Source organism: Streptomyces sp. NPDC096339 (assembly GCF_044762985.1).
Taxonomy (GTDB): Bacteria; Actinomycetota; Actinomycetes; order Streptomycetales; family Streptomycetaceae; genus Streptomyces.
In genome coordinates this window covers 506,786-527,320 of sequence record NZ_JBIWFI010000002.1, presented here as the reverse complement: position 1 = coordinate 527,320, position 20,535 = coordinate 506,786, and the positions used below count along the sequence as shown (strand labels likewise).

Here is a 20,535-nt window from a genome sequence, read left to right as displayed (position 1 = left end):
TCATGGCGGCGTGACCACACGCATCCTGATAGCCGACGATCAAGAGGACATCCGCAGCGGTTTCCGGCTGATCCTGGATTCACAGCCGGACATGACCGTGGTGGGCGAGGCGGGGGACGGGGAGAGCGCGGTGGCGCTGGCCCGGGAGCTGCGGCCGGACGTGGTCCTTGCGGACATCCGGATGCCGCGCCTCGACGGACTGGAGGTGACCCGGCTGCTCGCCCCGCAGACGCGGGTGGTGGTCGTGACCACCTTCGACCTGGACGAGTACGTGCAGACCGCGCTGCGCAACGGTGCCTGTGGGTTCCTGCTGAAGCGATCGGGTCCGGCGCTGCTGATCGAGGGAGTGCGGGCGGCGATGGCCGGGGACACGCTGATCAGTCCGCAGATCACGGTGCGGCTGCTGAGCCGGCTGACCCAGGCGGGTCCGGTCGCCCGGCCCGCGGCCCATCCGCTGACGGGGCGGGAGCTGGAGATCGTACGGCTGGTGGCGCGGGGACTGACCAACGCGGAGATCGGCGCGGAGCTGTTCATCAGCGCGGGGACGGCGAAGACCCACATCGCGAACGTCCAGTCGAAGCTCGGAGCGCGCAACCGGGTGGGGATCGCCGCGTGGGCGTGGGAGCACGGCCTGGTCACCGCGGAGCCGGAAGCCGACTAGTCCGGAAGAGCCGCTTGGTCATGTTTCACGTGAAACATGACCCGGTTTCACAGTGAGTACCTCCCAGTGGTGGCCGGGGGAGGAACGACGTGGCGGGTGAGGGGCCAGGCGAGCAGACCGACGGCGAGCGAGACGGCGTGGCCGAGGTCGGTGAAGGTGCCGCCGGTGGCGAGGGGGATGCCGAAGAAGGCGACCGCCCCGGCGAGGTAGAGCCATCGCCAGGGGTTGGGGATCCGGTAGGTGAGGACGCCGACGGAGGCCGCGAGGCCGTAGCTGACGCCGATGTCGACGACGTGGGTCATGCTGCGCGGGGCCTCGTGGGCCTGGATGGCCGTCAGCAGGACCTTCTGGCTGATCAGGGTGGCGACGATATGGGCGGTCGCGACGATCACGAGCCAGCGCAGGGTGCCGAGCCAGCGTTCGACTGGGGCGTGGAAGACCTCGAAGAGCACGACGTACAGGGCGAGCGAGGCCGGGTCCTCGATCCAGAACGCGCTGCTGAGGAGCGCCCGGACCGGGTACTTGACGAGCTGGTGGATGTTGCTGCTGTTGCGGTGGAGCAGGACGCGCTCGATCTGGTCGGGCGCGATCGCGACGACGATGCTGGTGACGGCGATGATCAGCAGCCATATGTGCGTTCCCGGTGAGGAACGTATCCAGGACCGCAGTGGCCTGGACGGCTCCGGGTCGCTCTGCTCGATCATGAACCGATCATGGCCCCAAAACCTGTGCCCCGCCTGGCCGAATGGGCCGGGCGGGGCACAGCGCGCGGAGCGGTCGCGCGGGCCTATTCCTCGCCCGCCAGGGTGAGGCGGCGCAGCTTCTGGCCGGCGTAGACGGTGGCGCCCACGGTGACCACGGCGAGCAGGATCACGGCGGTGGGCAGGGCCACGGTGGCGTCCACGTAGCCGGGTCCGGCGACCTTCTCCGCGAGGGCGAGGGCCCACTGCTGGACGCTGAGGGTCTTGGCTCCGGAGACCAGGCTGCCGAAGAGCGACTCCCAGATCAGGGCGTAGACCAGGCCGAAGACGACCGCGTGCCGGCTGACGGTGCCCAGCAGCAGGAACAGCGCGCTGTAGGCGATCGAGGCGACGAGGGCGGCGACGGTGTAGGCGACGGCGATCTGCTGGCCGTTGCCGTTGAGGATGAATCCGGCGATCAGGGTGGGGATCGCGGAGAAGGCCATGGTGACGGCGATGGCCACGGTCAGCTTGGTCATGATGATCGTCGGGCGCTTCACCGGCTTGGCGAGCAGGTAGACGATCGAGCCGTCGTCGATCTCGGGCCCGATGGCGCCGGTACCGGCGATGACGCCGATCAGCGGAACCATGGTGGCGAGGGCGAAGCCTCCGAGGAGGTCGGCCGCGACCCTGTCGTCCACTCCGGCGAAGGTGCGCACCGCGATCGCGATGACGATCAGCAGGGCGGGCAGCGCGAAGAGGATCATCGCGCGGCGTCGGCCGAGCAGGGCCCGGTAGGTGAGCCGGGCGACGGTGGGGTTGTACATGGGTGCCAGCTCCTTTCAGGCCGAGACGAGGTAGGAGAAGACCGACTCGAGGGACTCGTCGGAGGGCGAGACCGTCATGAGGCGGATGCCGTGCGCCCGGGCCACCCGGGGCAGCAGTTCGGTGAACCTGCCGAAGTCGACGGCCTGGATGCGCAGCGCGCCTTCCTTCAGGTCGACCTCGATGCCGGCGGTGGAGGGGTCGGCGATCAGGGCCGCGGCGAGGGCCCGGTCGTCGGAGGAGCGGACCAGGTAGCGGTGCGGGCGGTCCGTCATGAGTCGGCGGATCTTGCGGAAGTCGCCGGAGGCCGCGTGCCGGCCGGCGACGACGACCTCGATGTGGGAGGCGAGCTGCTCGACCTCCTCCAGGATGTGGGAGGAGAACAGGACGGTGCGTCCCTCGTCGCCCATGCGCCGCAGGAGGTCCATCAGCTGCATGCGCTGGCGCGGGTCCATGCCGTTGAACGGCTCGTCCAGGAGCAGCACGGAGGGGTCGTGGACGAGGGCGGAGGCCATCTTCACGCGCTGGCGCATGCCCTTGGAGTACGTGGAGATCTTGCGGTCCTGGGCGTACTCCATCTCGACGGTGGCGAGTGCCCGCTGGGCGGCCGCGTCGTCGAGGCCGTGCAGTTCGGCGTTGGCGACGACGAACTCCCGACCGGTGAGGAAGTCGTACATGGCCTCGCGCTCGGGCACGACGCCCACGTGCTTGTAGACCTGCTCGTTCTGCCAGATCGGGGCGCCGTCGAGGGTGACGGTGCCCGTGGAGGGGGCGAGGAAGCCGCCCATCATGTTGATGAGCGTGGACTTGCCGGCGCCGTTGGGGCCGAGCAGTCCGGTGACGCCGGGGCCGATGCTCATGGTCACGTCGTTGACGGCGACGACGTTCCCGAACCAGCGTGAGGTGTGGTCGATGTCGATGACTGTCACAGCCCGGCCTTCCGGTAGCGGGCCATCAGGGCGGCGTAGGAGCCGGCGATGAGGCCGAGGATGACGAGCAGGTAGACGACACCGACACCGGCCGACGGGCCTTCGCCGCCGGGGAAGGCGGAAGTGGCGCCAAGGAAGGCGGCCTGCATCCCGTCGATGAGGGTGATCGGGGAGAACAGCCCCATCCACTCGATGGCCCCGGTGTTCCCGGTGGAGTAGGCGACGCCCTGCACCGCGGTGACCGCACCGAAGGGGATGAGCAGCAGGGCGATGACGGCGGCGACGCCGAATCCGCGGCGCGGGGTGAGCGCGGCCATGACGAGGCCGAGGCCGGCGAAGAGCAGCGACAGCAGGAGAACCGACACCAGTCCCTGTCCGAATCCCTTGGTCTGGTCGGCGAAGTCGAACTTCGCCAGGAGCGAGCCGATCCACATGATCAGCAGTGGGGTGGCCGTGAGGATGAAGAGGGCCGAGGCCATGGCGGCGAACTTGGCCACGACGTAGTCGACGCGTTCGATGGGCCGCGAGAAGTAGAGCGGCACCGTCTTGAAGCGCAGGTCCCGCGAGACCGACTGGGGGGCCTGGGAGGCGAGGTAGAGGCCGATGACCACCTGGGTGGTCAGGGCGTACGTCGTGTACTTGATCGGCAGGTCGGTGGAGCCGGGTACGGCGATGGCGACCGCGACGAGGATCAGCGCGGGGACGCACATCACCGCGAAGAGGATCATCGGGAGGACCTTGGACTTGGCGGAGCGGCCCAGTCCGTAGGCGCCGCGCAGGGACTGCGAGAACAGCGACTTGCGGGCGTAGGCGCGGCCGAGCCGGGGCCCGTCGTAGGACCGGTAGCCGATGTTGTGGATCTGGGTCGAGGTGTCAGGCGCCATCGGAACCGGCTCCCTTCTGCTGGACGAGGTGCGCGGGCTGGTCGTTGTCGCGGAAGACCTCCGCGATGTGGTGGCGGCGCTGTTCCATGCGGACCAGGCCGAGACCGAGGTCGGCGACGGTGTCGCGGACGGTGTCGTACGCGCGGTCCCCGTCGGCCTCGACGAGGAGGATGTGGCCGGCGCCGGGCAGGCCCTGCTCCTCGCCCGCGTGGAGGGTGAGGCCGGCGGCGGCGAGCGCCTTCCGCAGGGCGGCGGTGCCGTCCGGGTGGGCGTCGGAGTCGGTGACCTCGACCGCGAGGGTCGTGGTGGTCTGGGTGAAGTCGCTGGTGGAGCTGGAGCGCAGCAGCTTGCCGCCGTCGACGACCACGACGTGGTCGCAGGTCCGCTCCAGCTCGCCGAGGAGGTGGGAGGTGACCAGGACGGAGATGCCGAAGTCGGTGTAGACACGGCGGATCAGGCCGAGCATCTCGTCGCGGCCGACCGGGTCCAGGCCGTTGGTCGGCTCGTCGAGGAGGACGAGCTGGGGGTCGTGGACCAGCGCCTGGGCGAGCTTGACGCGCTGCTTCATGCCGGTGGAGTAGCCGCCGATGGGACGGTAGCGCTCCTCGTACAGTCCGACGTGGCGCAGGGTGTCGGCCGTGCGCTCGCGGGCGGCGGTCGGCGGCAGCCCGGACATGCGGGCCATGTGGACGACGAACTCGGTGGCCGAGACGTCGGGTGGCAGGCAGTCGTGCTCGGGCATGTAGCCGACGCGTTCACGGATGGCGCTGCCATGCGTATTGACGTCGAGGCCGAGCACGGCGGCGCTGCCCTCGGTGGCGGGGGACAGTCCCAGCAGGATCTTGATCAGCGTGGACTTGCCGGCTCCGTTGGCACCCACAAGGCCGGTCACACCGGGCCCGATGTCCAGGGAGAGCCGGTCGAGGGCGGTCACTCGGGGGTACCGCTTGCTCAGGCTTTCGGTCGCGATGACAGTCACGGGTTCGACGTTAGTGGCGTGGGCCTCGCGAATCGTCAGACCTTGAGCTGTATCCCGTCTCAGCCTTCCGGCGTATGCACCCGTACTGGAGGCTGATGTGACCCGGACAAGTTTGTCCACAGGTCCGTGCACGGGCCTTGACGTGATCTCCAGCCATTGTCACATTCATCAGTGTCAACTTACGGGCGCGTACGGCTACAGGGGACGGGACTGCTGGCATGGCTGGGGACACCAAGCAACGCACCGCGCGACTCGACACCGACCTGCGCGGGTTCAGGGAAGTGCAACGCCTCTCCTACGAGTGCGCGGAGGCCGTCGCGGCCCAGCTGCGGCCCGGGGTGACCGAGCGCGAAGCCGCGCGCATGCAGCGCGAGTGGCTGCGCGAGCGGGGCGTACGGGACTGGTTCCACCTGCCGTTCGCCTGGTTCGGGGACCGCACCGCGTTCGTGAACTTCAAGATCCCGCTCCAGTTCTTCCCCACCAACCGGAAGCTGGAGCCGGGGATGCCGTTCATCCTCGACATGGCCCCGGTCTACAAGGGGTACGCGGCCGACATCGGGTACTCGGGCAGCCTCGGGCTGAATCCGGTGCAGGACCGGCTCATGTCCGACCTGCGGGAACACCGGGTACTGATCCTGGAGCAGGTGCGCGAGCGCCGATCGCTGCGCGAGATCTACGAGAACGTCGAGCGGCTGATGACCCGGCAGGGGTACGCCAACCGGCACCGCGCCTACCCCTTCGGCGTCATCGCCCACAAGATCGACCGGGTCAAGGAACGGCGCTGGTCGCCGACGTTGTTCGGTTTCGGCACGCAGTCCCTCAAGGGGCTGGCCGGTGACGCCCTGCACGGACACCGCGACGGCTGGTCCCCGCTGTGGAGCCCGTACAAGTTCTCCGACCACGCGCCGCAGCCCGGCCTGTGGGCGGTGGAGCCCCATCTGGGATTCCGGGGCACGGGCGCGAAGTTCGAGGAGATCCTGGTCGTCACCGACTCCCGGGATCCCGAGGAGAGCGCGTTCTGGCTGGACGACGATCTGCCGCACGTGCGGCGCTGGGCCGAGGAGAAGGCAGCATGAGCGGCATGAACCGTATGAACGGCACCGGTGGAGCGGGCGTGGCGGGACTGGCCGGCGCGCGCGAGCGCCGGGTGGGCACCGGCGGCATCGAGCTCTGCGTCGTCGAGCTCGGCGAGACGGACCGGCCGACCGTGGTGCTGGTGCACGGCTATCCGGACAGCAAGGAAGTCTGGTCCGAGGTGGCCGAGCGGCTCGCGGAACGCTTCCACGTCGTGCTGTACGACGTACGCGGCCACGGGCGCTCCAGCGCGCCGCAGCCGCTGCGCGGCGGCTTCACCCTGGAGAAGCTGACCGACGACTTCCTGGCCGTGGCGGACGCCGTCAGCCCCGACCGGCCGGTGCACCTGGTCGGCCACGACTGGGGCTCGGTACAGGGCTGGGAGTTCGCGACGGTCGCCCGCACCGAGGGCCGCATCGCCTCCTTCACCTCGGTGTCGGGGCCCTCCCTCGACCACTTCGGGCACTGGATCAAGAAGCGGATGTCGCGGCCCACCCCGCGCCGGGCGGCACAACTGCTCGGCCAAGGCGCCAAGTCCTGGTACGTGTACATGCTGCACACGCCCGTGCTGCCGGAGCTCGCCTGGCGCGGGCCCCTCGGCAAGCGGTGGCCGAAAATGCTGGAGCGCGTCGAGAAGGTCCCGTCCGACTCCTACCCGACGGACTCGCTGCCCTCGGACGCGGCGCACGGGGCCTGGCTGTACCGGGACAACGTACGACCCCGGCTGCGCCGGCCCCGCTCGGACGCCTTCGCGCACGCCCCGGTGCAGCTGATCACTCCGACCGGGGACGCCTTCCTCTCGGAGCGGCTCTACGACGACCTGGAGCGGTGGGCTCCGGACCTGCTGCGCCGGACACTGACCGCCAAGCACTGGGTGCCGCGAACCCGCCCCGACCAGCTCGCCGCCTGGGTCGCCGAGTTCGTCACGGCCCGGGAGGAGCCGGCGACCCGCGCACCGGAGCTGAAGGCCCCGGGCAAGTACGCCGACCACTTCGGCGGCCGGCTGGTGCTGGTGACCGGCGCGGCCAGCGGCATCGGCCGGGCCACCGCCTTCGCCTTCGCCGAGGCCGGAGCCCGGGTGGTGGCCGTGGACCGGGACGGCGAGGGCGCGGCGCGCACGGCCGACATGGCCCGCCTCGTCGGCGCCCCGGAGGCCTGGGGCGAGTGCGTGGACGTGAGCGACGAGCAGGCGATGGAGAAGCTCGCGGCGAAGGTCGCCGCCGAGTACGGGGTCGTGGACGTCCTGGTCAACAACGCCGGGATCGGCCTGTCCGGGTCCTTCCTCGACACCAGCTCCGAGGACTGGAAGAAGGTCCTCGACGTCAATCTGTGGGGCGTCATCCACGGCTGCCGGATATTCGGGAAGCAGATGGCCGAGCGCGGCCAGGGCGGGCACATCGTCAACACGGCCTCCGCCGCCGCCTACCTCCCCTCGAGGACCCTGCCCGCCTACAGCACCTCGAAGGCAGCGGTCCTGATGCTGTCGGAGTGCCTGCGCGCGGAACTGGCCTCCAAGTCGATCGGGGTCTCGGCGATCTGCCCCGGCATCGTCAACACCAACATCACCGCGACCTCGCGCTTCGCCGGGGTGGACGCGGCCGAGGAGAAGCGCCGCCAGGAGCGCTCCTCGCGGCTGTACGGGCTGCGCAACTTCCCGCCGGAGAAGGTCGCCGACGCGATCCTGCGGGCCGTGGTGCGCAACGAAGCGGTGGTGCCGGTGACTCCGGAGTCCAAGGGCGCCCTGTGGATGTCCCGCTTCGCGCCGCGCACCCTGCGGAGGATCGCGAGGCTGGAGCCCAGGCTGTGAACGGTGGCCAAGGGGCCGCTTCCCTAGTGGAGAGAGCTCGGCATGGCCATACCCCACTACATCCGGCGGTCGTACCATCCCTCGCAGGAGGGCTCGCCGCGCAGGGCGGTCGAGTGCCTTGCGGCTTCACCTGCCGCCCGGGCCGCGGCGGGCGCGGTCGGCCGAGCCGCGATGTCGTAGGGAGCCGGGATTGTCCGATCAGGCGGTAGCCGAGTACCGGATCGAGGATCTGGCGCACCACAGCGGGGCGACGGTACGCACGATCCGTGCGTACCAGGACCGCGGCCTGCTGCCGAAGCCGGAGCGGCGGGGCCGCTCCAACGTCTACCGGGACACGCATCTGGCGCGGCTGCGCCAGATCGCGGACCTGCTGGACCGCGGCTACACCCTGGCCTCCATCAAGGAACTGCTGGAGGCCTGGGACGCCGGGCGCGGGCTGGGCGGCGTGTTGGGGCTGGTCGCCGAGGTGCACGGGCCGTGGACCGACGAGGAGGCTGCCCGGATCACCCGGGAGGAGCTGAACGAGCGGTTCGGCGGCAAGCCCGACGACGACGCTGTGGGCGAGGCCTGCGAGCTGGGGGTGCTGGAGCGGATCCCGGGCCGCCCGGACCAGTTCCTGGTGCCTTCCCCGCAGGAGCTGGCCGTGGCCGCCGAGCTGTACGCGGCCGGGGTACCGCTGTCGGCGATCACCGGGCATCTGCGGGAACTGCGCGGCCAGGTCGAGCACATCGCCTCGCGGTTCCTGGAGTTCACCACCGAGCACGTCTTCGCGCGTTACCTCGGGCAGGTCCCGCCGACCGACGCGGACGCGGCGGAGGCGGCGACGATGGTGCGGCGGCTGCGGCCACTGGCCCAGCAGACGGTGGACGCGGAGCTGGCGCGGGCGATGCGGTTGTTCGCCACGCGGCACCTTCAGAGGCACCTAGGGGCGTCCGGGGCGCCCCAGCCGTCGGGTCCCTCACCGGTGGTGCTGCCGGCCGGGACGGTCCGGGCGGTGCAGGAGCTGGTCGGGGCGGAGCACGTCGCCGAGTTCGTCCGGGCGGCGACGGAGCGGGAGCTCCAGGCCCGGACGATGAACGATCTGGCACGCAGGGGTGAGCGCCAGGGCGTGCGGTAGAGCGTGCGGACGGACATACGGAAGGACATGCGGAAGGGCGTGCGTCCGGGAGGGTGCGCGTCCGGGAGGGTGCGCGTGCGGACGGATGTGCGTCCACCCGCTCAGTAGTCCACAGGGCGGATCACGCGTTTGCCGTCAAAACCCGCCCAATCGGCTGTGGACAAGTCCACTTCGCCTGTGGGCAACGGAGCCGCCGTCTCAACCGATGGTCTCGAACTCGCCCTTGGCCGGCGAGGTTCCGGCGGGCACGATCTCGGCCGGCACCGTCCTGGGGGTGCGCGTACCTCCGTAGAGGATGCCCGCGAGGGCGAGGCCCAGGATCCCGCCGATCAGCTGGGCGGCGACGAACCCGGGGAGCGACTCCGGCGCGATGCCGGTGAAGGAGTCGGTGAAGGACCGACCGATGGTGCCGGCCGGGTTGGCGAAGGACCCGGAGGAGGTGAACCAGATCGCGGCGGCGATGTACGCGGCGACCGCGGCCGGGATGAGCCTCGGGCGTCCGATGCGACCCAGGCCCTGGATGACCAGGACGAGCCCGGCGGTGGCGATCACCTCTCCGAGGAGCAGGTTCCCCCCGTCGCGGACCTGGGTGGCGAAGGCACCCGGGGTCCGGCCGAACATGACCTCGGCGAGGACGGCGCCGCTGATGGCGCCCGCGGTCTGGGCCGCCGTGTAGACGAGGGCGTCCCGGCCGCTGAGCCCCTCGCCACCGGTGCGCCGGGCCCACCAGCTGGTCAGGGTGACGACCGGGTTGAGGTGGGCGCCGGACAGCGGCCCGAGGAGGGTGATGATCAGCCCGAGGCCGATGGCCGAGGCGAGCGAGTTGGCCATGAGGGCCACGCCCGTGTCGGCGCTGAGCTGGGCGGCCTTGATTCCGGAACCGATCACGACCACGAGGAGACCGGCGGTTCCGATGATCTCGGCGGCTGCGCGGCGTGGCAGAGAGGTACGGGCTGTCATGATTTCTCCCCCTGGGCAGAAGTGGCAGCGGAAAAGATATTCCGTATCTTGGAAAAACGATAGCGGTGTCCAGCGCCACCTGGTACCACGAAAATCCCTTTTCGGAAGGTCCTCCACCCGGCACGCTGGGCTTATGGATGAAAGACGCACTGTCAAGGTCTCCAAATACGTCTCGAAACACCTGCGGCATCAGCCGGAACGGATCGGACTGGTGCTCGACCCCCACGGTTGGGTGGAGATCGACGATCTTCTACAGGCGGCCTCCGCGCACGGGTTCCCTTTCACCCGCGCCGAGCTCGACCACGTCGTCGCGGCCAACGACAAACAGCGGTTCGCCGTCGACGGCACCCGGATCCGCGCCAGCCAGGGCCACACCGTGACCGTGGACCTCGATCTTCCGGAGGCCGAGCCACCGGCGTACCTCTACCACGGCACCGTCGCCGCCGCCCTGGACTCGATCCGCGCCGAGGGCCTGCGCCCGATGGCCCGCCACCACGTGCACCTGTCCCCCGACCGGGAGACCGCCACCCGGGTCGGCGCCCGCCGCGGCCGGCCGGTGGTGCTCAGCGTGGACGCCGCGGCGATGCGCGAGGCCGGCCACGTCTTCATGATCAGCGCCAACGGGGTGTGGCTGGTCGACTCCGTACCACCGCGTTTCCTGCGCTTCCAGTAACACGCGGGAGGCCGAGGGAATTCACACTGGGATTGTCGGACGATCCCCCTAATGTGTGTCCCACTCCGGGATCCGTGAGGGGGGGTACCTCGCGATCGCCGAACCAACCATGCACGCACGCACGCGAGGTGACGCACCATGACGTCCGAATCAGAATCCGAATCCCACAGCTTTCAGGTAGATCTGCGCGGCCTGGTCGACCTCCTCTCCCACCACCTCTACTCCAGCCCGCGCGTCTACGTCCGCGAACTCCTGCAGAACGCCGTGGACGCGGTCACCGCCCGCCACACCCTCGACCCCGACGCGCAGGTCCGCATCCGGCTGTCGGCCACCGACGGCCGGGTGACCATCGAGGACAGCGGCATCGGCCTGACGGCCGCCGAGGCCCACTCGCTCCTCGCCACCATCGGCCGCAGCTCCAAGCGCGGAGGCGACCACGGACTGGAGGCCGCCCGACGCGAATTCCTGGGCCAGTTCGGCATCGGACTGCTCGCCTGCTTCGTCGTGGCCCGCCAGATCCGCGTCGTCACCCGCTCCGCCCGCGACCCCCGCGCCGCACCCGTCGAATGGCTGGCCACGGACGACGGCTCGTACACGGTCCGCGAACTGCCCCACGAGGCGCGCCCGGAGCCCGGCACCACCGTGGTTCTGGAAGCCCGCCCCGGCGCCGCGGAATGGACCGTCCCGGCCAAGGTCGAGCAACTGGCCCGCGACTACGGCTCCCTGCTTCCGTACGACATCACCTTCGACGACGGCGAGGGCGGCGAACCGCGCCCGGTCACCGACCTGCCCGCCGTATGGGACCGGCCCTTCCCCACCCCCGCCGCCCGCCGCGTCGCACTCGCCGGACACTGCTCCGCGCTCTTCGGTTTCACCCCGCTCGACAGCATCGACCTCGACCTGCCCGTCGCCGGGGTGCGCGGAGTGGCGTACGTGCTGCCCGAGCCGACCAGCCCGGCCCACCGGGCCGGACACCGCGTCCACCTCAAGGGCATGCTGCTGACCGACCGGGCCGACAACCTGTTGCCGGACTGGGCGTTCTTCGTGCGCGTCGTCCTCGACACGGACACCCTGCGCCCCACCGCCTCCCGCGAGAACCTGTACGACGACGAGACCCTCTCCGCCGTCCGCGAGGCCCTCGGCTCCCGCGTGCGCGGCTGGCTCGCCGAGCTCGCGGCGAGCGACCCGGAACGCCTGGCCGGCTTCCTCCGCGTCCACCACCTCGGTGTGAAGTCCATGGCCCGGCACGACTCCGAACTGCTCGGACTGATGCTGCCGTGGCTTCCGTTCGAGACCAGCGACGGCTCGATGAGCCTCCAGGAGTTCGCGGCCGCCCATACGGACATCCACTTCACGCGCACCGTCGAGGAGTTCCGCCAGATCGCCCCGATCGCCGCGGCCCACGGCCTCGGCGTCATCAACGCCGGCTACACCTACGACGCCGACCTGCTGGCCCTGCTGCCCTCCGTACGACCGGAGCTGAAGGTCACCGAGCTCGACGCCGGAGCCGTCACCGAGCGGCTCGACCCGGTGCCCACCGCCGCCGAACTGGCACTCGCCCCCTTCCTCGCCACCGCCCGCACCCGCCTGGAACCCCAGGGCTGCGACGTGGTGCTGCGCGCCTTCCAGCCCGTCGCCGTCCCCGCGCTCTACCTCGACGACCGCCAAGCCCGCCAGGAACGCGACCGGACCGCCGCACTGGAGAGCGCCGACTCCCTGTGGAGCGGCATCCTCGGCGCACTGCGCGGCTCCGCGCCCCGCGCCCGCCTGGTCCTCAACCACAACAACCCGCTGATCCGCAGGATCTCCGCCCTCCCCGACGAGGCGCTGACCGGCACCGCCGTCGAATCGCTCTACGGACAGGCCCTGCTGATGTCCCAGCGGCCGCTGCGCCCCGCCGACTCGACCCTGCTCAACCGGGCATTCCTCGGCCTCCTGGAGTGGGCGACGCACCCGACGGGTCCCTCCACCGACGACACCGACACCCGCGACGCCCAGGAGGACCAGAAGTGACGACCCTGACGCGCGAGGAGATCGTGCGGGGCCTGGCCGAGAACCGGGAAGCGCCGAACGGCTCCGCGCGCAACGCGCACGCCGAGGCACTGGCCGGAGCCGCCGAGGCGAGCGGCGACCGGGCCCTGTTCCGCGAGGCCCTGGACAACCTGATCAACGCCTACCTCTACAGCTCCGAGTCCTCCAAGATGCTGGTGCCCTTCGCCCGGCTGCTCCAGGAGTACGACAAGGACCCCGGCGCCTTCTCCGAATGGGACGCGCACTCGCTGTTCTGGCAGTTCAAGTGGGTGGCCACGGCCATCTCGGACTCCCCCGGCATCCCCCTGGAGTCGGCCACGGGGTGGCTGGAGGAGATGGAACGCCGGTACCGGACCGCGGGCTACAGCGAGCGGCCCGTCCGTGAGGCCGAGCTGTGGCTCGCCCACGCCACCGGCCAGGACGAGCGGGCCGAGCAGGCCTTCGCCCGCTGGCAGGCCGCGGACCGCGACGACATGAGCGACTGCCGGGCCTGCGAACTCAACGGCCAGGGGCAGTACGCCGTCCTGCACGGGGACGACGCCGAGGCCCTCGACATCTGGAAGCCGGTCCTCGAAGCCGATCTGACCTGCGCCGAGGAACCCCACCGGGTGCTCGCGACCTCGCTGCTGCCGCTGCTGCGGCTCGGCCGGACCGACGAGGCCCGCTCGAACCACCTGCGCGGCTACCGCCTGGCCCGCGGCAACGACAGCCTGCTCCCGTCGGTCGGCCGGCACATCGAGTTCTGCGCGCTCACCGGCAACGAGCCGCGCGGCCTGGAGATCCTGGCCGAGCACGCCGCCCACGTGACCCCCCTCGCCAACGTCGACGACCAGCTGGCCTTCCACGGGGGGATCCTCGTGCTGCTGCGCCGCCTGGAGGAACTGGGCCACGGACCGCTCCCCGCCCTCCCCTACGAGGGGGTCCCCCGGACCGTCTCCGAGCTGTACGAGGTCCTGTACGCGGGCGCCCTCGACATCGCCCGGCAGTTCGACGCCCGCAACGGCACCACCCGCGTGTCGGACCGGTTCCTGGAGCGCGTCGCGCGCCGGCCCCTGGTCGGCGTGCTCCCGCTGGGCGTGCGGGGCACCGCGCTGCCTCAGGCCGTTCCGGGGGCGCCCGCCGCGCCCGGAACGCCCGGCACACCGGCCACGACAGCCGGCTCCGAATCCCACTCCGGCCCCGGCACCGGCTCCGGCTCCGGCTCCGGCCCCGGCTTCGACGCGCTGGTGGAGCGGGCCCGGAACGCCCGTGACCTGGGGCATCCGGGTGCGGACGCCCTGTGGGCCGAGGTCGCCGTACGAGTGGACGCGCAGCCGGAGACCGACCCGCTGGTCCGCGCCGACCTCGCGGACCACCGCGCCCTGGCCGCCGCGCGGAGCGGCGCCGAGGGGGCTGCCGGGCTGCTCACCGCTGTCCGGGACGAGTACCTGGCACTGGGAATGACTGAGCGGGCGGCGCTGGCCGAGCTGCGGCTGGCCAGCGAGGCCGCCCAGTCCGGGGCCGCTCCCGCACGGATCCGGGAACTGCTGGCGACGGCCGTACGGTCCGCCGAGGCCCTGGATCCGGCCGAACCGCTCCGCACCCGCCGGATCGCGCTCGCGGAACTGTCCGTGATCCGCGTGGAGTCCTACCTGCGCTCGCTCGAAGCGGCCGGAGCCGAAGACCACGGCCAGGAGCACGGGCACGGCGAGCTCACCGCCGAACTGACCGCGTTCGTCGGGGACTACGGTGGCACGCCCCTGGCGGACCTGGTCGCGGACGCCGAGGAGATGCTCGGCCGGGTGGCCCTCTCGCAGGGTGATCCGGAGCGGGCCGTGACCCTGCTGGACGAGGCCGCCGCGCGGGCGGTCGGAGCGGGCCGACCCTGGCAGGCGGTGGACCCCCTGGTGCTGCGGGCGGGGGTGCTGATGTCGCTGGACCGCCCCGAAGAAGCGGAGCGTGCGGCACGTTCCGCACTGGAGCACTCCGCCGAGGTGACCGACGCCGAGGCGCAGGGCGTCGTACGGCTGACCCTCGCGGACGTCCTGCTGCGGCGCGGTACCGCCGCGGCGGAGACGGCCGAGCACGCGCTGGCGGCGTCCCACTGGTTCGACCAGGCCGATCTCACCGCCGACGGCGGGGCACAGGCCCGGCTGCTGCTGGCCCGGGCGTACGCACAGGACGGGCGGCCGGCCGAGGCGGCGGAGGTCTTGCAGTCGACGCTGCCCGATCTGCTGGGGCACGGCGATCAGCAGGCGGTGTTCGTACGGGAATTCCTGGGCGATCTGTTGCGCCGACTGAACGAGCTCCGGCCGGCGGCCGAGCAGTACCTCCTCGCCGCGGAAGCGACCGAGGGCTGGGAGGACCCCCGCCCGCAGGCGAACCTCGCGCAGTCGGCCGCCGACACGCTCTCCGACGCGGGGCTTCCCGAAGAGGCGGTCGCCGCCTACGAGCGCTCCCTCTCCCTCCACCGGCTGGCGGGCGGAGCCCCGGTCGCCGAGGTGCGGATCCTGCGCTCCCTGGCCTGGCTGGGACTGCGCGAGGAGATCACGGGGGAGGCCGTGGAGCGGGCCCGGGCCCGCATGGCCGAGGCCGCCGCAGTGCTGGAGGCCGCCCTGGTGGCGGATCCCGGTGCCCCCGAGTTGCGCTCCGAACTCGCCCAGACCTGGCACCAGCTGGCGCAGGTACTCGACCGGCACGTCAACGCGAACGGCCAGTCCGAAGAGGACGATGAGGACGACGAGTACGACGATGACGCCGAGGACGGGGGCGGGGCTCTCTCCGAGCCGTCGCTCAGCGCCGCAGAGGTCGACGGACTGCGCGTGGAGGAGATCGAGCTGTGGGACCTGGCCGCCCGGGCCTACGCGGAGCTCGGCCCCGACCATCTCCGTGACCGGTTCCAGTGCGTGACCAACGCCGCGTGGACCGAGCACGAGCGGGACGACGCCGAAGCGGGCGCCGCCCGTGTCTCCGCTCTGATCGACGAGCTGCGGCCGCTGCCCGAGGACGAGCTGCCGGACTGGCTACTCCCTTCCGCGGAGCGCGTGCTCGGTCAGCTGCGGAGCTGAACCACTCACCGCCGCTTCCCGCGCGATGCGTCCGGGAAGCGGCGGCGGAGGACCGGGGGGCCGGTCAGCGCTCCAGCTGGGCCAGGCCCTCGGTGGCGATCTTCTCGAAGACAGCCTCGTCCGCGGCGAAGTCGGAGTCCGGGATCGGCGCGTGGATCACCAGCTCCGTGAAGCCGAGATCGCGGTGCCGGCCGGCGAAGTCGACGAACGCGTCCACTGACTCCAGGACCCGGTTGGCCTCGGGCGTGAAGCCGGTCAGCAGGACCTTCTCCATCGGCTCGGACTCCCGCCCGATCTCCGCCAGCGCCTTGTGGAGGCGTTCGAGCTGCCCGCGCAGCGCCTCCCTGGACTGCTCGGGCGTGCCCTCCTCGAAGAGCTTCGGGTCGCCCGTGGTCACCCATGCCTGGCCGTGGCGGGCGGCGAGCCGCAGTCCGCGCGGTCCCGTCGCGGCGACGGCGAACGGCAGCCGCGGCCGCTGCACACAACCGGGAATGTTGCGGACCTCCTCGGCGGAGTAGAAGGTCCCCTCGTGGCTCACCGCGCCCTCGGTCAGCAACCGGTCCAGCAGCGGCACGAACTCGGCGAACCGGTCGGCCCGCTCACGCGGACTCCAGGCCTCCTGACCCAGCGCGGTCGCGTCGAAGCCGTTGCCGCCCGCGCCGATGCCGAGGGTGATCCGGCCGCCGGAGATGTCGTCGAGGGAGATGAGGTCCTTGGCCAGGGTCACCGGGTGCCGGAAGTTCGGCGAGGTCACCAGCGTGCCCAGGCGCATCCGTCGTGTCACCGTCGCGGCGGCCGTGAGCGTGGGGATGGCGCCGAACCACGGCCCGTCCCGGAAGGACCGCCAGGAAAGGTGGTCGTACGTGTATGCGGCGTGGAATCCGAGGTCTTCGGCCCAGCGCCAGATCTTCTGCCCCTCGCTCCACCGGTGGATGGGGAGGATCACCGTGCTCAGTCGCATACGGCGACCCTACGGGAGCTTCTGACATCGGGCGCCGCTTCCGATCCACAGGACTCGCTCGCGTAGGGGGGCCAACGAATCGCGGTTGCCGTTCGTGGGAGTCCATGAAGAGAAGAGGAAGGGGTGAGGGGTGAACTGGCATGACGTCGCGGGCGAGCTCTTGCAGGTCAGGGGATCCGCGCTGAAGAGGTACGGGTACCTGCTGTGCGGCGACCCCGCGGAGGCCGATGATCTGGTGCAGGACGCCCTGGTCCGAGTGTTCACCCAGCCCCGGCGGAGCTGGGAGGTCGAGTCCGCGGAGCCCTACGTACGTCGCGCCATGCTGAACCGCTACCTCGACCAGCACCGTCGCCGAGTGCGCTGGACCGGCCTGCTCCCACGCCTGGCGACGCCGACCTCGACGGTCGATTTCGCCGCCGCCAGCGGTACTCGAATGGACATCGTCAGCGCGCTCGACGCGCTCTCCCCGCGACAACGGGCCTGCGTGGTCCTTCGGTTCTACGAGGACCTGTCGGTGGCCGAGGTGGCCGACCGGCTGGACTGCAGCGCGGGGACGGTCAAGCGGCACCTGAGCGAGGGCGTCGCAAGGCTCGGCAAGGTCTTGGTGCTCACCCATCACGAGGGGAATGCAGATGACAAGTGAGCAGGACGTGATCAAGCAATTGCTGCTCGACGCAGCGGAACAAGCCGGGCCGCTCGACGCGAGCCTGGACGGAGTCACCGCGCGCATCAGAAAGCGTCGACGCGTGCGAACGTCCGCACTGGGGCTGGCGGCCGGCTGCATCGCGGCCGGCGCGGTCATCGCGATCCAGGCCGCCGTCGGACCGTCGTCCCACTCGAAGGACAGCACAGCGTCACCTGATACATCCAAGCCAGAGACCTGTACTGCCACGGTCCACCCCGTGGGGGACAACCGATCCTGTCAGTACATCGGGCTGACATTGGCAGCCGCTCGCGCGCTGGCAGCGGCTGAAAATCGGGACCTGCAAATCACCAACCAGGACGGGGTCCCCCACTCGATCACCTACGAATATCGGCTCTCCAGGGTGACGGTCACCGTCGTCAAGGACCGTGTGACTACCGCCCACATCGGCTGACAGGGCGATGTTTCACGTGAAACATCGCCTCGCCTCAACCGCCGGCGCCGGGTGGGGTCGGGCCCCTCCGGGTCATGGGCGAAGATGGGACGGTGACCTCGGCTTCCCAGCGCCCGGACGGGACGACCCCCGCGCCCCGGCTCATCGCCACCGACCTCGACGGAACTCTGCTGCGCGACGACAAGTCCGTATCGGAGCGCACCGTCGCCGCGCTCGCCGCCGCCGAGGAGGCGGGCATCGAGGTCTTCTTCGTGACCGGCCGCCCCGCCCGCTGGATGGACGTGGTCAGCGACCACGTCCACGGGCACGGCCTGGCGATCTGCGCGAACGGGGCGGCGGTCGTCGACCTCCACGCGGGGCGCGAGTTCGTACTGGTCAGAGCCCTTCCCCGGGCCGCCGCGCTCTCTGTCGTCGAGGCCTTGCGCGCGGTGGCTCCCGGCACCTCCTTCGCCGTCGAGATGACGACCGGCATCAATTACGAACCCGCCTACCCGCCCTTCTTCAAGGATCCGGGCGCGACCCTGGCCAGCGCCGAGAAGCTGCTCCAGGAGGACTCGGACGACAGCGCCGCACCCGTGCTCAAGCTGCTCGCCCACCACGACGAGCTCGCCCCCGACGAGTTCCTGGAGCTGGCGCGCTCCGCCGCCGGCGCGTACGCGTCGATCACCCGGTCCAGCCCGACCGCCCTCCTGGAGATCAGCGGGCACGGGGTCTCCAAGGCGAGCACCCTGGCGCTGTGTTGCGCCGAACGGGGTATCTCCCCCGACGAGGTGGTCGCCTTCGGGGACATGCCGAACGACGTCGAGATGCTCGGCTGGGCGGGCACCTCGTACGCCATGGGCAATGCCCACCCCGACGTGATCGCGGCCGCGTCCGGCCGTACGACCGCCAACAACGAGGACGGGGTCGCCGTCGTCATCGAGCGCATCGTGGCCGAACGGATCGCGCGGCGGCAGCGGGGACACGTCTAGGGCGGGCCTGGAGCAGGCCTAGAGCGGGGCCTCCCAGACCAGGGTGGTTCCGCCGCCGTTCTCGCCGAGGCCCGGGCCGTACCAGCTCGCCCCGCCCAGCGACTCGGCCCGCCGTCGGAGGTTCCGCAGCCCGCTGCGACGGCCGCCCTCGGGGATGCCCACCCCGTCGTCGGCGACCTCCAGCCGGACCCCGGGCCTCCCGTCGTCGAGGGTGACGGTGCAGTCCAGCACCACCTCGATCCGGGACGCGTCCGCGTGCCGGAAGGCGTTGGACAGGGCCTCGCGCAGTGCGGCGATCAGGTTCTTTCCCACGAGTTCACCGACGACCGCGTCGATCGGGCCGAGGAAACGGTGCGCCGGCTTGAAGCCCAGTGGCACGGCGGCCATGTTGATCTCCCGCAGCACCCGGGTGCGGAGTCCGGAGGGGGCCTCCGCCGGGCCCTGTTGGAGGGCGAAGATCGCGGTTCGGATCTCCTGGATCGTCACGTCCAGTTCGTCCACGGCCTTGCCCACGCCGTCGCGGACCTCGGGGACGATGGAGCGGCGCTGGGCGCCCTCCAGCATCATCCCGGTGGCGAACAGCCGCTGGATGACCAGGTCGTGCAGGTCGCGGGCGATCCGGTCGCGGTCCTCGAAGACGGCGAGCCGCTCCCGGTCCCGCTGGGCCTCGGCCATCATCAGGGCGAGGGCGGCCTGGGAGGCGAACTGGGTGGCCAGCGTCCGCTCGGATTCGGTGAAGGGCCGCCCGCCGCGGGCCCGGGGGGTGACGAGCGCGCCCAGCACCCGTCCGCCGCTGTGCAGCGGCAACATCATGCAGGGGCCGTAGGCGCTGGTCAGCTTGCTGATCATGCGGGGATCGGAGGCGGCGTCCTCCACGAAGACCGGCTCGCCCTGGAGCAGCTTGTCCACCACGGGGCTCTCCGCCGGGATCAGCACGCCCAGCGAGGTGGCCGGGTTCTCGGAGGAGACGGCGACGATCTCCATCCCGCCCTCCTCGGCCGGGAGCATCACGATCCCTGCTGCGGAGTCGGCCAGGTGGCGGGCCTGTTCGGCGACCACGGCGAGGGCGTCGTCTGCGTCGCCGCCGGACAGCAGGGCGGTGGTGACGGCCACCGAGCCGTCGATCCAGCGCTCCCGCTGGGTGGCGGCCTCGTAGAGCCGGGCGTTGCCGATGGCGATGCCCGCCTCGGTGGCCAACACGCGGACCATGTGGACGTCGTAGTCGTTGAACTCGACGCCGCCGTTCTTCTCGGCGAGGTAGAGGTTGCCGAAGATCTCCCCCTGCACCCGGATCGGGACCCCCAGGAAGGTCTTCATCGGGGGGTGGTGCTCCGGGAAGCCTGCCGCTCTCGGGTCTTCGGTCAGGTCGGTGAGCCGCACCGTTTCGGGGTGTGAGATCAGTGCCCCGAGCAGGCCCCGCTTCCCGTCGGGGCGGTGCCCGATCTTCCGGGCCTGTTCGGGGCCGATCCCGTGGGTGACGAAGTCCGAGAGCCCCCGGCCCTCCGTGTCGACGACGCCGATCGCCGCGTAGCGGGCACCGGCGAGCTCGGCGGCGGTCTCGCAGATGCGGTCGAGCGTGGAGTGCAGCTCGAGTCCCGTGCCGACCGACCTCATGGCCTCCAGCAGCTGCGGCACCCGGGCCGTGAGCTCGGTGGACAGGCCGTGCAGACTCCTGGTGGCCTGGGCGGCGGCCTCCAGCGGGTCCGGCGTTCCGAGTGTTCCGGGTGTTCCGGGTGTTCCGGGTGTTCCGGGCGTTCCCTGCCCGGCCCGGGTTCCCGGTTTCGGCTCGGGGGATTCCTGCGACTCCTGCGCTGACATGCCCTTGAGCCTAGTTAGTAC

Annotated in this window: 18 protein-coding genes and 1 pseudogene; 11 read left to right on the top strand and 8 right to left on the bottom strand. The window is 71.2% G+C overall.

Features of this window, described 5'->3' with window-relative positions; translation table 11 throughout:
- The first annotated feature begins 10 nt into the window (after positions 1-10).
- Entirely contained in the window at positions 11-661 is a 651-nt protein-coding gene (locus ACIQ5Y_RS05790) for a response regulator (RefSeq protein ID WP_403875296.1), read from the top strand.
- A gap of 47 nt (positions 662-708) precedes the next feature.
- On the opposite strand, the gene ACIQ5Y_RS05785 is transcribed toward ACIQ5Y_RS05790, so the two are convergent.
- The 5 genes from ACIQ5Y_RS05785 to ACIQ5Y_RS05765 all read right to left on the bottom strand — a co-directional run bounded on the left by ACIQ5Y_RS05785 (position 709) and on the right by ACIQ5Y_RS05765 (position 4,958).
- Positions 709-1,365 carry a rhomboid-like protein gene (locus ACIQ5Y_RS05785; RefSeq protein WP_403875294.1) on the bottom strand — a complete coding sequence of 219 codons (657 nt, stop codon included), beginning with the start codon at positions 1,363-1,365 and terminating at the stop codon, positions 709-711.
- Between the two features lie 83 nt (positions 1,366-1,448).
- Positions 1,449-2,168: an ABC transporter permease gene (locus ACIQ5Y_RS05780; protein WP_403875292.1), complete on the bottom strand. Its 720-nt coding sequence runs from the start codon at positions 2,166-2,168 to the stop codon at positions 1,449-1,451.
- Positions 2,169-2,183: 15 nt separating this feature from the next.
- Entirely contained in the window at positions 2,184-3,095 is a 912-nt protein-coding gene (locus ACIQ5Y_RS05775; protein ID WP_403875290.1) for an ABC transporter ATP-binding protein, read from the bottom strand.
- Positions 3,092-3,979, bottom strand: a complete 888-nt coding sequence (locus ACIQ5Y_RS05770) for an ABC transporter permease (protein WP_403875288.1) — start codon at positions 3,977-3,979, stop codon at positions 3,092-3,094. Before ACIQ5Y_RS05770 ends, ACIQ5Y_RS05775 begins: the two co-directional genes overlap by 4 nt.
- A complete protein-coding gene (locus ACIQ5Y_RS05765) occupies positions 3,969-4,958 on the bottom strand; it encodes an ABC transporter ATP-binding protein (protein ID WP_403875286.1) in 990 nt (329 codons plus the stop codon). Before ACIQ5Y_RS05765 ends, ACIQ5Y_RS05770 begins: the two co-directional genes overlap by 11 nt.
- 218 nt (positions 4,959-5,176) lie before the next feature.
- Between ACIQ5Y_RS05765 and ACIQ5Y_RS05760 the strand changes: the two genes are divergently transcribed.
- The 4 genes and pseudogenes from ACIQ5Y_RS05760 to ACIQ5Y_RS05745 all read left to right on the top strand — a co-directional run bounded on the left by ACIQ5Y_RS05760 (position 5,177) and on the right by ACIQ5Y_RS05745 (position 8,956).
- Positions 5,177-6,034, top strand: a complete 858-nt coding sequence (locus tag ACIQ5Y_RS05760) for a M24 family metallopeptidase (RefSeq protein ID WP_403875285.1) — start codon at positions 5,177-5,179, stop codon at positions 6,032-6,034.
- Positions 6,031-7,839 (top strand): SDR family oxidoreductase, encoded by a 1,809-nt coding sequence (locus ACIQ5Y_RS05755; RefSeq protein ID WP_403875283.1) that lies wholly within the window; start codon positions 6,031-6,033, stop codon positions 7,837-7,839. Before ACIQ5Y_RS05760 ends, ACIQ5Y_RS05755 begins: the two co-directional genes overlap by 4 nt.
- A gap of 27 nt (positions 7,840-7,866) precedes the next feature.
- Positions 7,867-8,019 (top strand): annotated as a pseudogene (locus ACIQ5Y_RS05750) (metal-dependent hydrolase); the annotation flags it as partial.
- A gap of 10 nt (positions 8,020-8,029) precedes the next feature.
- Positions 8,030-8,956 carry a MerR family transcriptional regulator gene (locus tag ACIQ5Y_RS05745; RefSeq protein ID WP_403875281.1) on the top strand — a complete coding sequence of 309 codons (927 nt, stop codon included), beginning with the start codon at positions 8,030-8,032 and terminating at the stop codon, positions 8,954-8,956.
- A 198-nt stretch (positions 8,957-9,154) separates the two neighbouring features.
- Here ACIQ5Y_RS05745 and ACIQ5Y_RS05740 read toward each other — a convergent pair whose 3' ends face one another.
- Positions 9,155-9,916, bottom strand: a complete 762-nt coding sequence (locus ACIQ5Y_RS05740) for an aquaporin (RefSeq protein ID WP_403875279.1) — start codon at positions 9,914-9,916, stop codon at positions 9,155-9,157.
- A gap of 133 nt (positions 9,917-10,049) precedes the next feature.
- Between ACIQ5Y_RS05740 and ACIQ5Y_RS05735 the strand changes: the two genes are divergently transcribed.
- The 3 genes from ACIQ5Y_RS05735 (at position 10,050) to ACIQ5Y_RS05725 (ending at position 15,667) form a co-directional block, all read left to right on the top strand.
- Positions 10,050-10,589: an RNA 2'-phosphotransferase gene (locus tag ACIQ5Y_RS05735; RefSeq protein WP_403875277.1), complete on the top strand. Its 540-nt coding sequence runs from the start codon at positions 10,050-10,052 to the stop codon at positions 10,587-10,589.
- A gap of 138 nt (positions 10,590-10,727) precedes the next feature.
- Complete coding sequence (locus tag ACIQ5Y_RS05730; protein WP_403875275.1) at positions 10,728-12,602, top strand: HSP90 family protein; 1,875 nt, start codon at positions 10,728-10,730, stop codon at positions 12,600-12,602.
- A complete protein-coding gene (locus ACIQ5Y_RS05725) occupies positions 12,599-15,667 on the top strand; it encodes a tetratricopeptide repeat protein (protein ID WP_403875273.1) in 3,069 nt (1,022 codons plus the stop codon). The genes ACIQ5Y_RS05730 and ACIQ5Y_RS05725 overlap by 4 nt, the downstream gene beginning before the upstream one ends.
- A gap of 64 nt (positions 15,668-15,731) precedes the next feature.
- Here ACIQ5Y_RS05725 and ACIQ5Y_RS05720 read toward each other — a convergent pair whose 3' ends face one another.
- Positions 15,732-16,628, bottom strand: coding sequence for an LLM class flavin-dependent oxidoreductase (locus ACIQ5Y_RS05720; protein WP_403875271.1), 897 nt, complete (start codon positions 16,626-16,628; stop codon positions 15,732-15,734).
- 130 nt (positions 16,629-16,758) lie between these two features.
- Between ACIQ5Y_RS05720 and ACIQ5Y_RS05715 the strand changes: the two genes are divergently transcribed.
- The 3 genes from ACIQ5Y_RS05715 (at position 16,759) to ACIQ5Y_RS05705 (ending at position 18,696) form a co-directional block, all read left to right on the top strand.
- Positions 16,759-17,271, top strand: coding sequence for an RNA polymerase sigma factor (locus ACIQ5Y_RS05715; RefSeq protein WP_403875269.1), 513 nt, complete (start codon positions 16,759-16,761; stop codon positions 17,269-17,271).
- On the top strand, positions 17,261-17,725 hold the full coding sequence (locus tag ACIQ5Y_RS05710) for a hypothetical protein (protein ID WP_403875267.1): 465 nt from the start codon (positions 17,261-17,263) through the stop codon (positions 17,723-17,725). Before ACIQ5Y_RS05715 ends, ACIQ5Y_RS05710 begins: the two co-directional genes overlap by 11 nt.
- Before the next feature lie 74 nt (positions 17,726-17,799).
- On the top strand, positions 17,800-18,696 hold the full coding sequence (locus ACIQ5Y_RS05705; protein ID WP_403875265.1) for a Cof-type HAD-IIB family hydrolase: 897 nt from the start codon (positions 17,800-17,802) through the stop codon (positions 18,694-18,696).
- Between the two features lie 18 nt (positions 18,697-18,714).
- Here the strand turns inward: ACIQ5Y_RS05705 and ACIQ5Y_RS05700 are convergent, their stop codons facing one another.
- A complete protein-coding gene (locus ACIQ5Y_RS05700; protein ID WP_403875263.1) occupies positions 18,715-20,514 on the bottom strand; it encodes a GAF domain-containing sensor histidine kinase in 1,800 nt (599 codons plus the stop codon).
- Between the last annotated feature and the right edge of the window lie 21 nt (positions 20,515-20,535).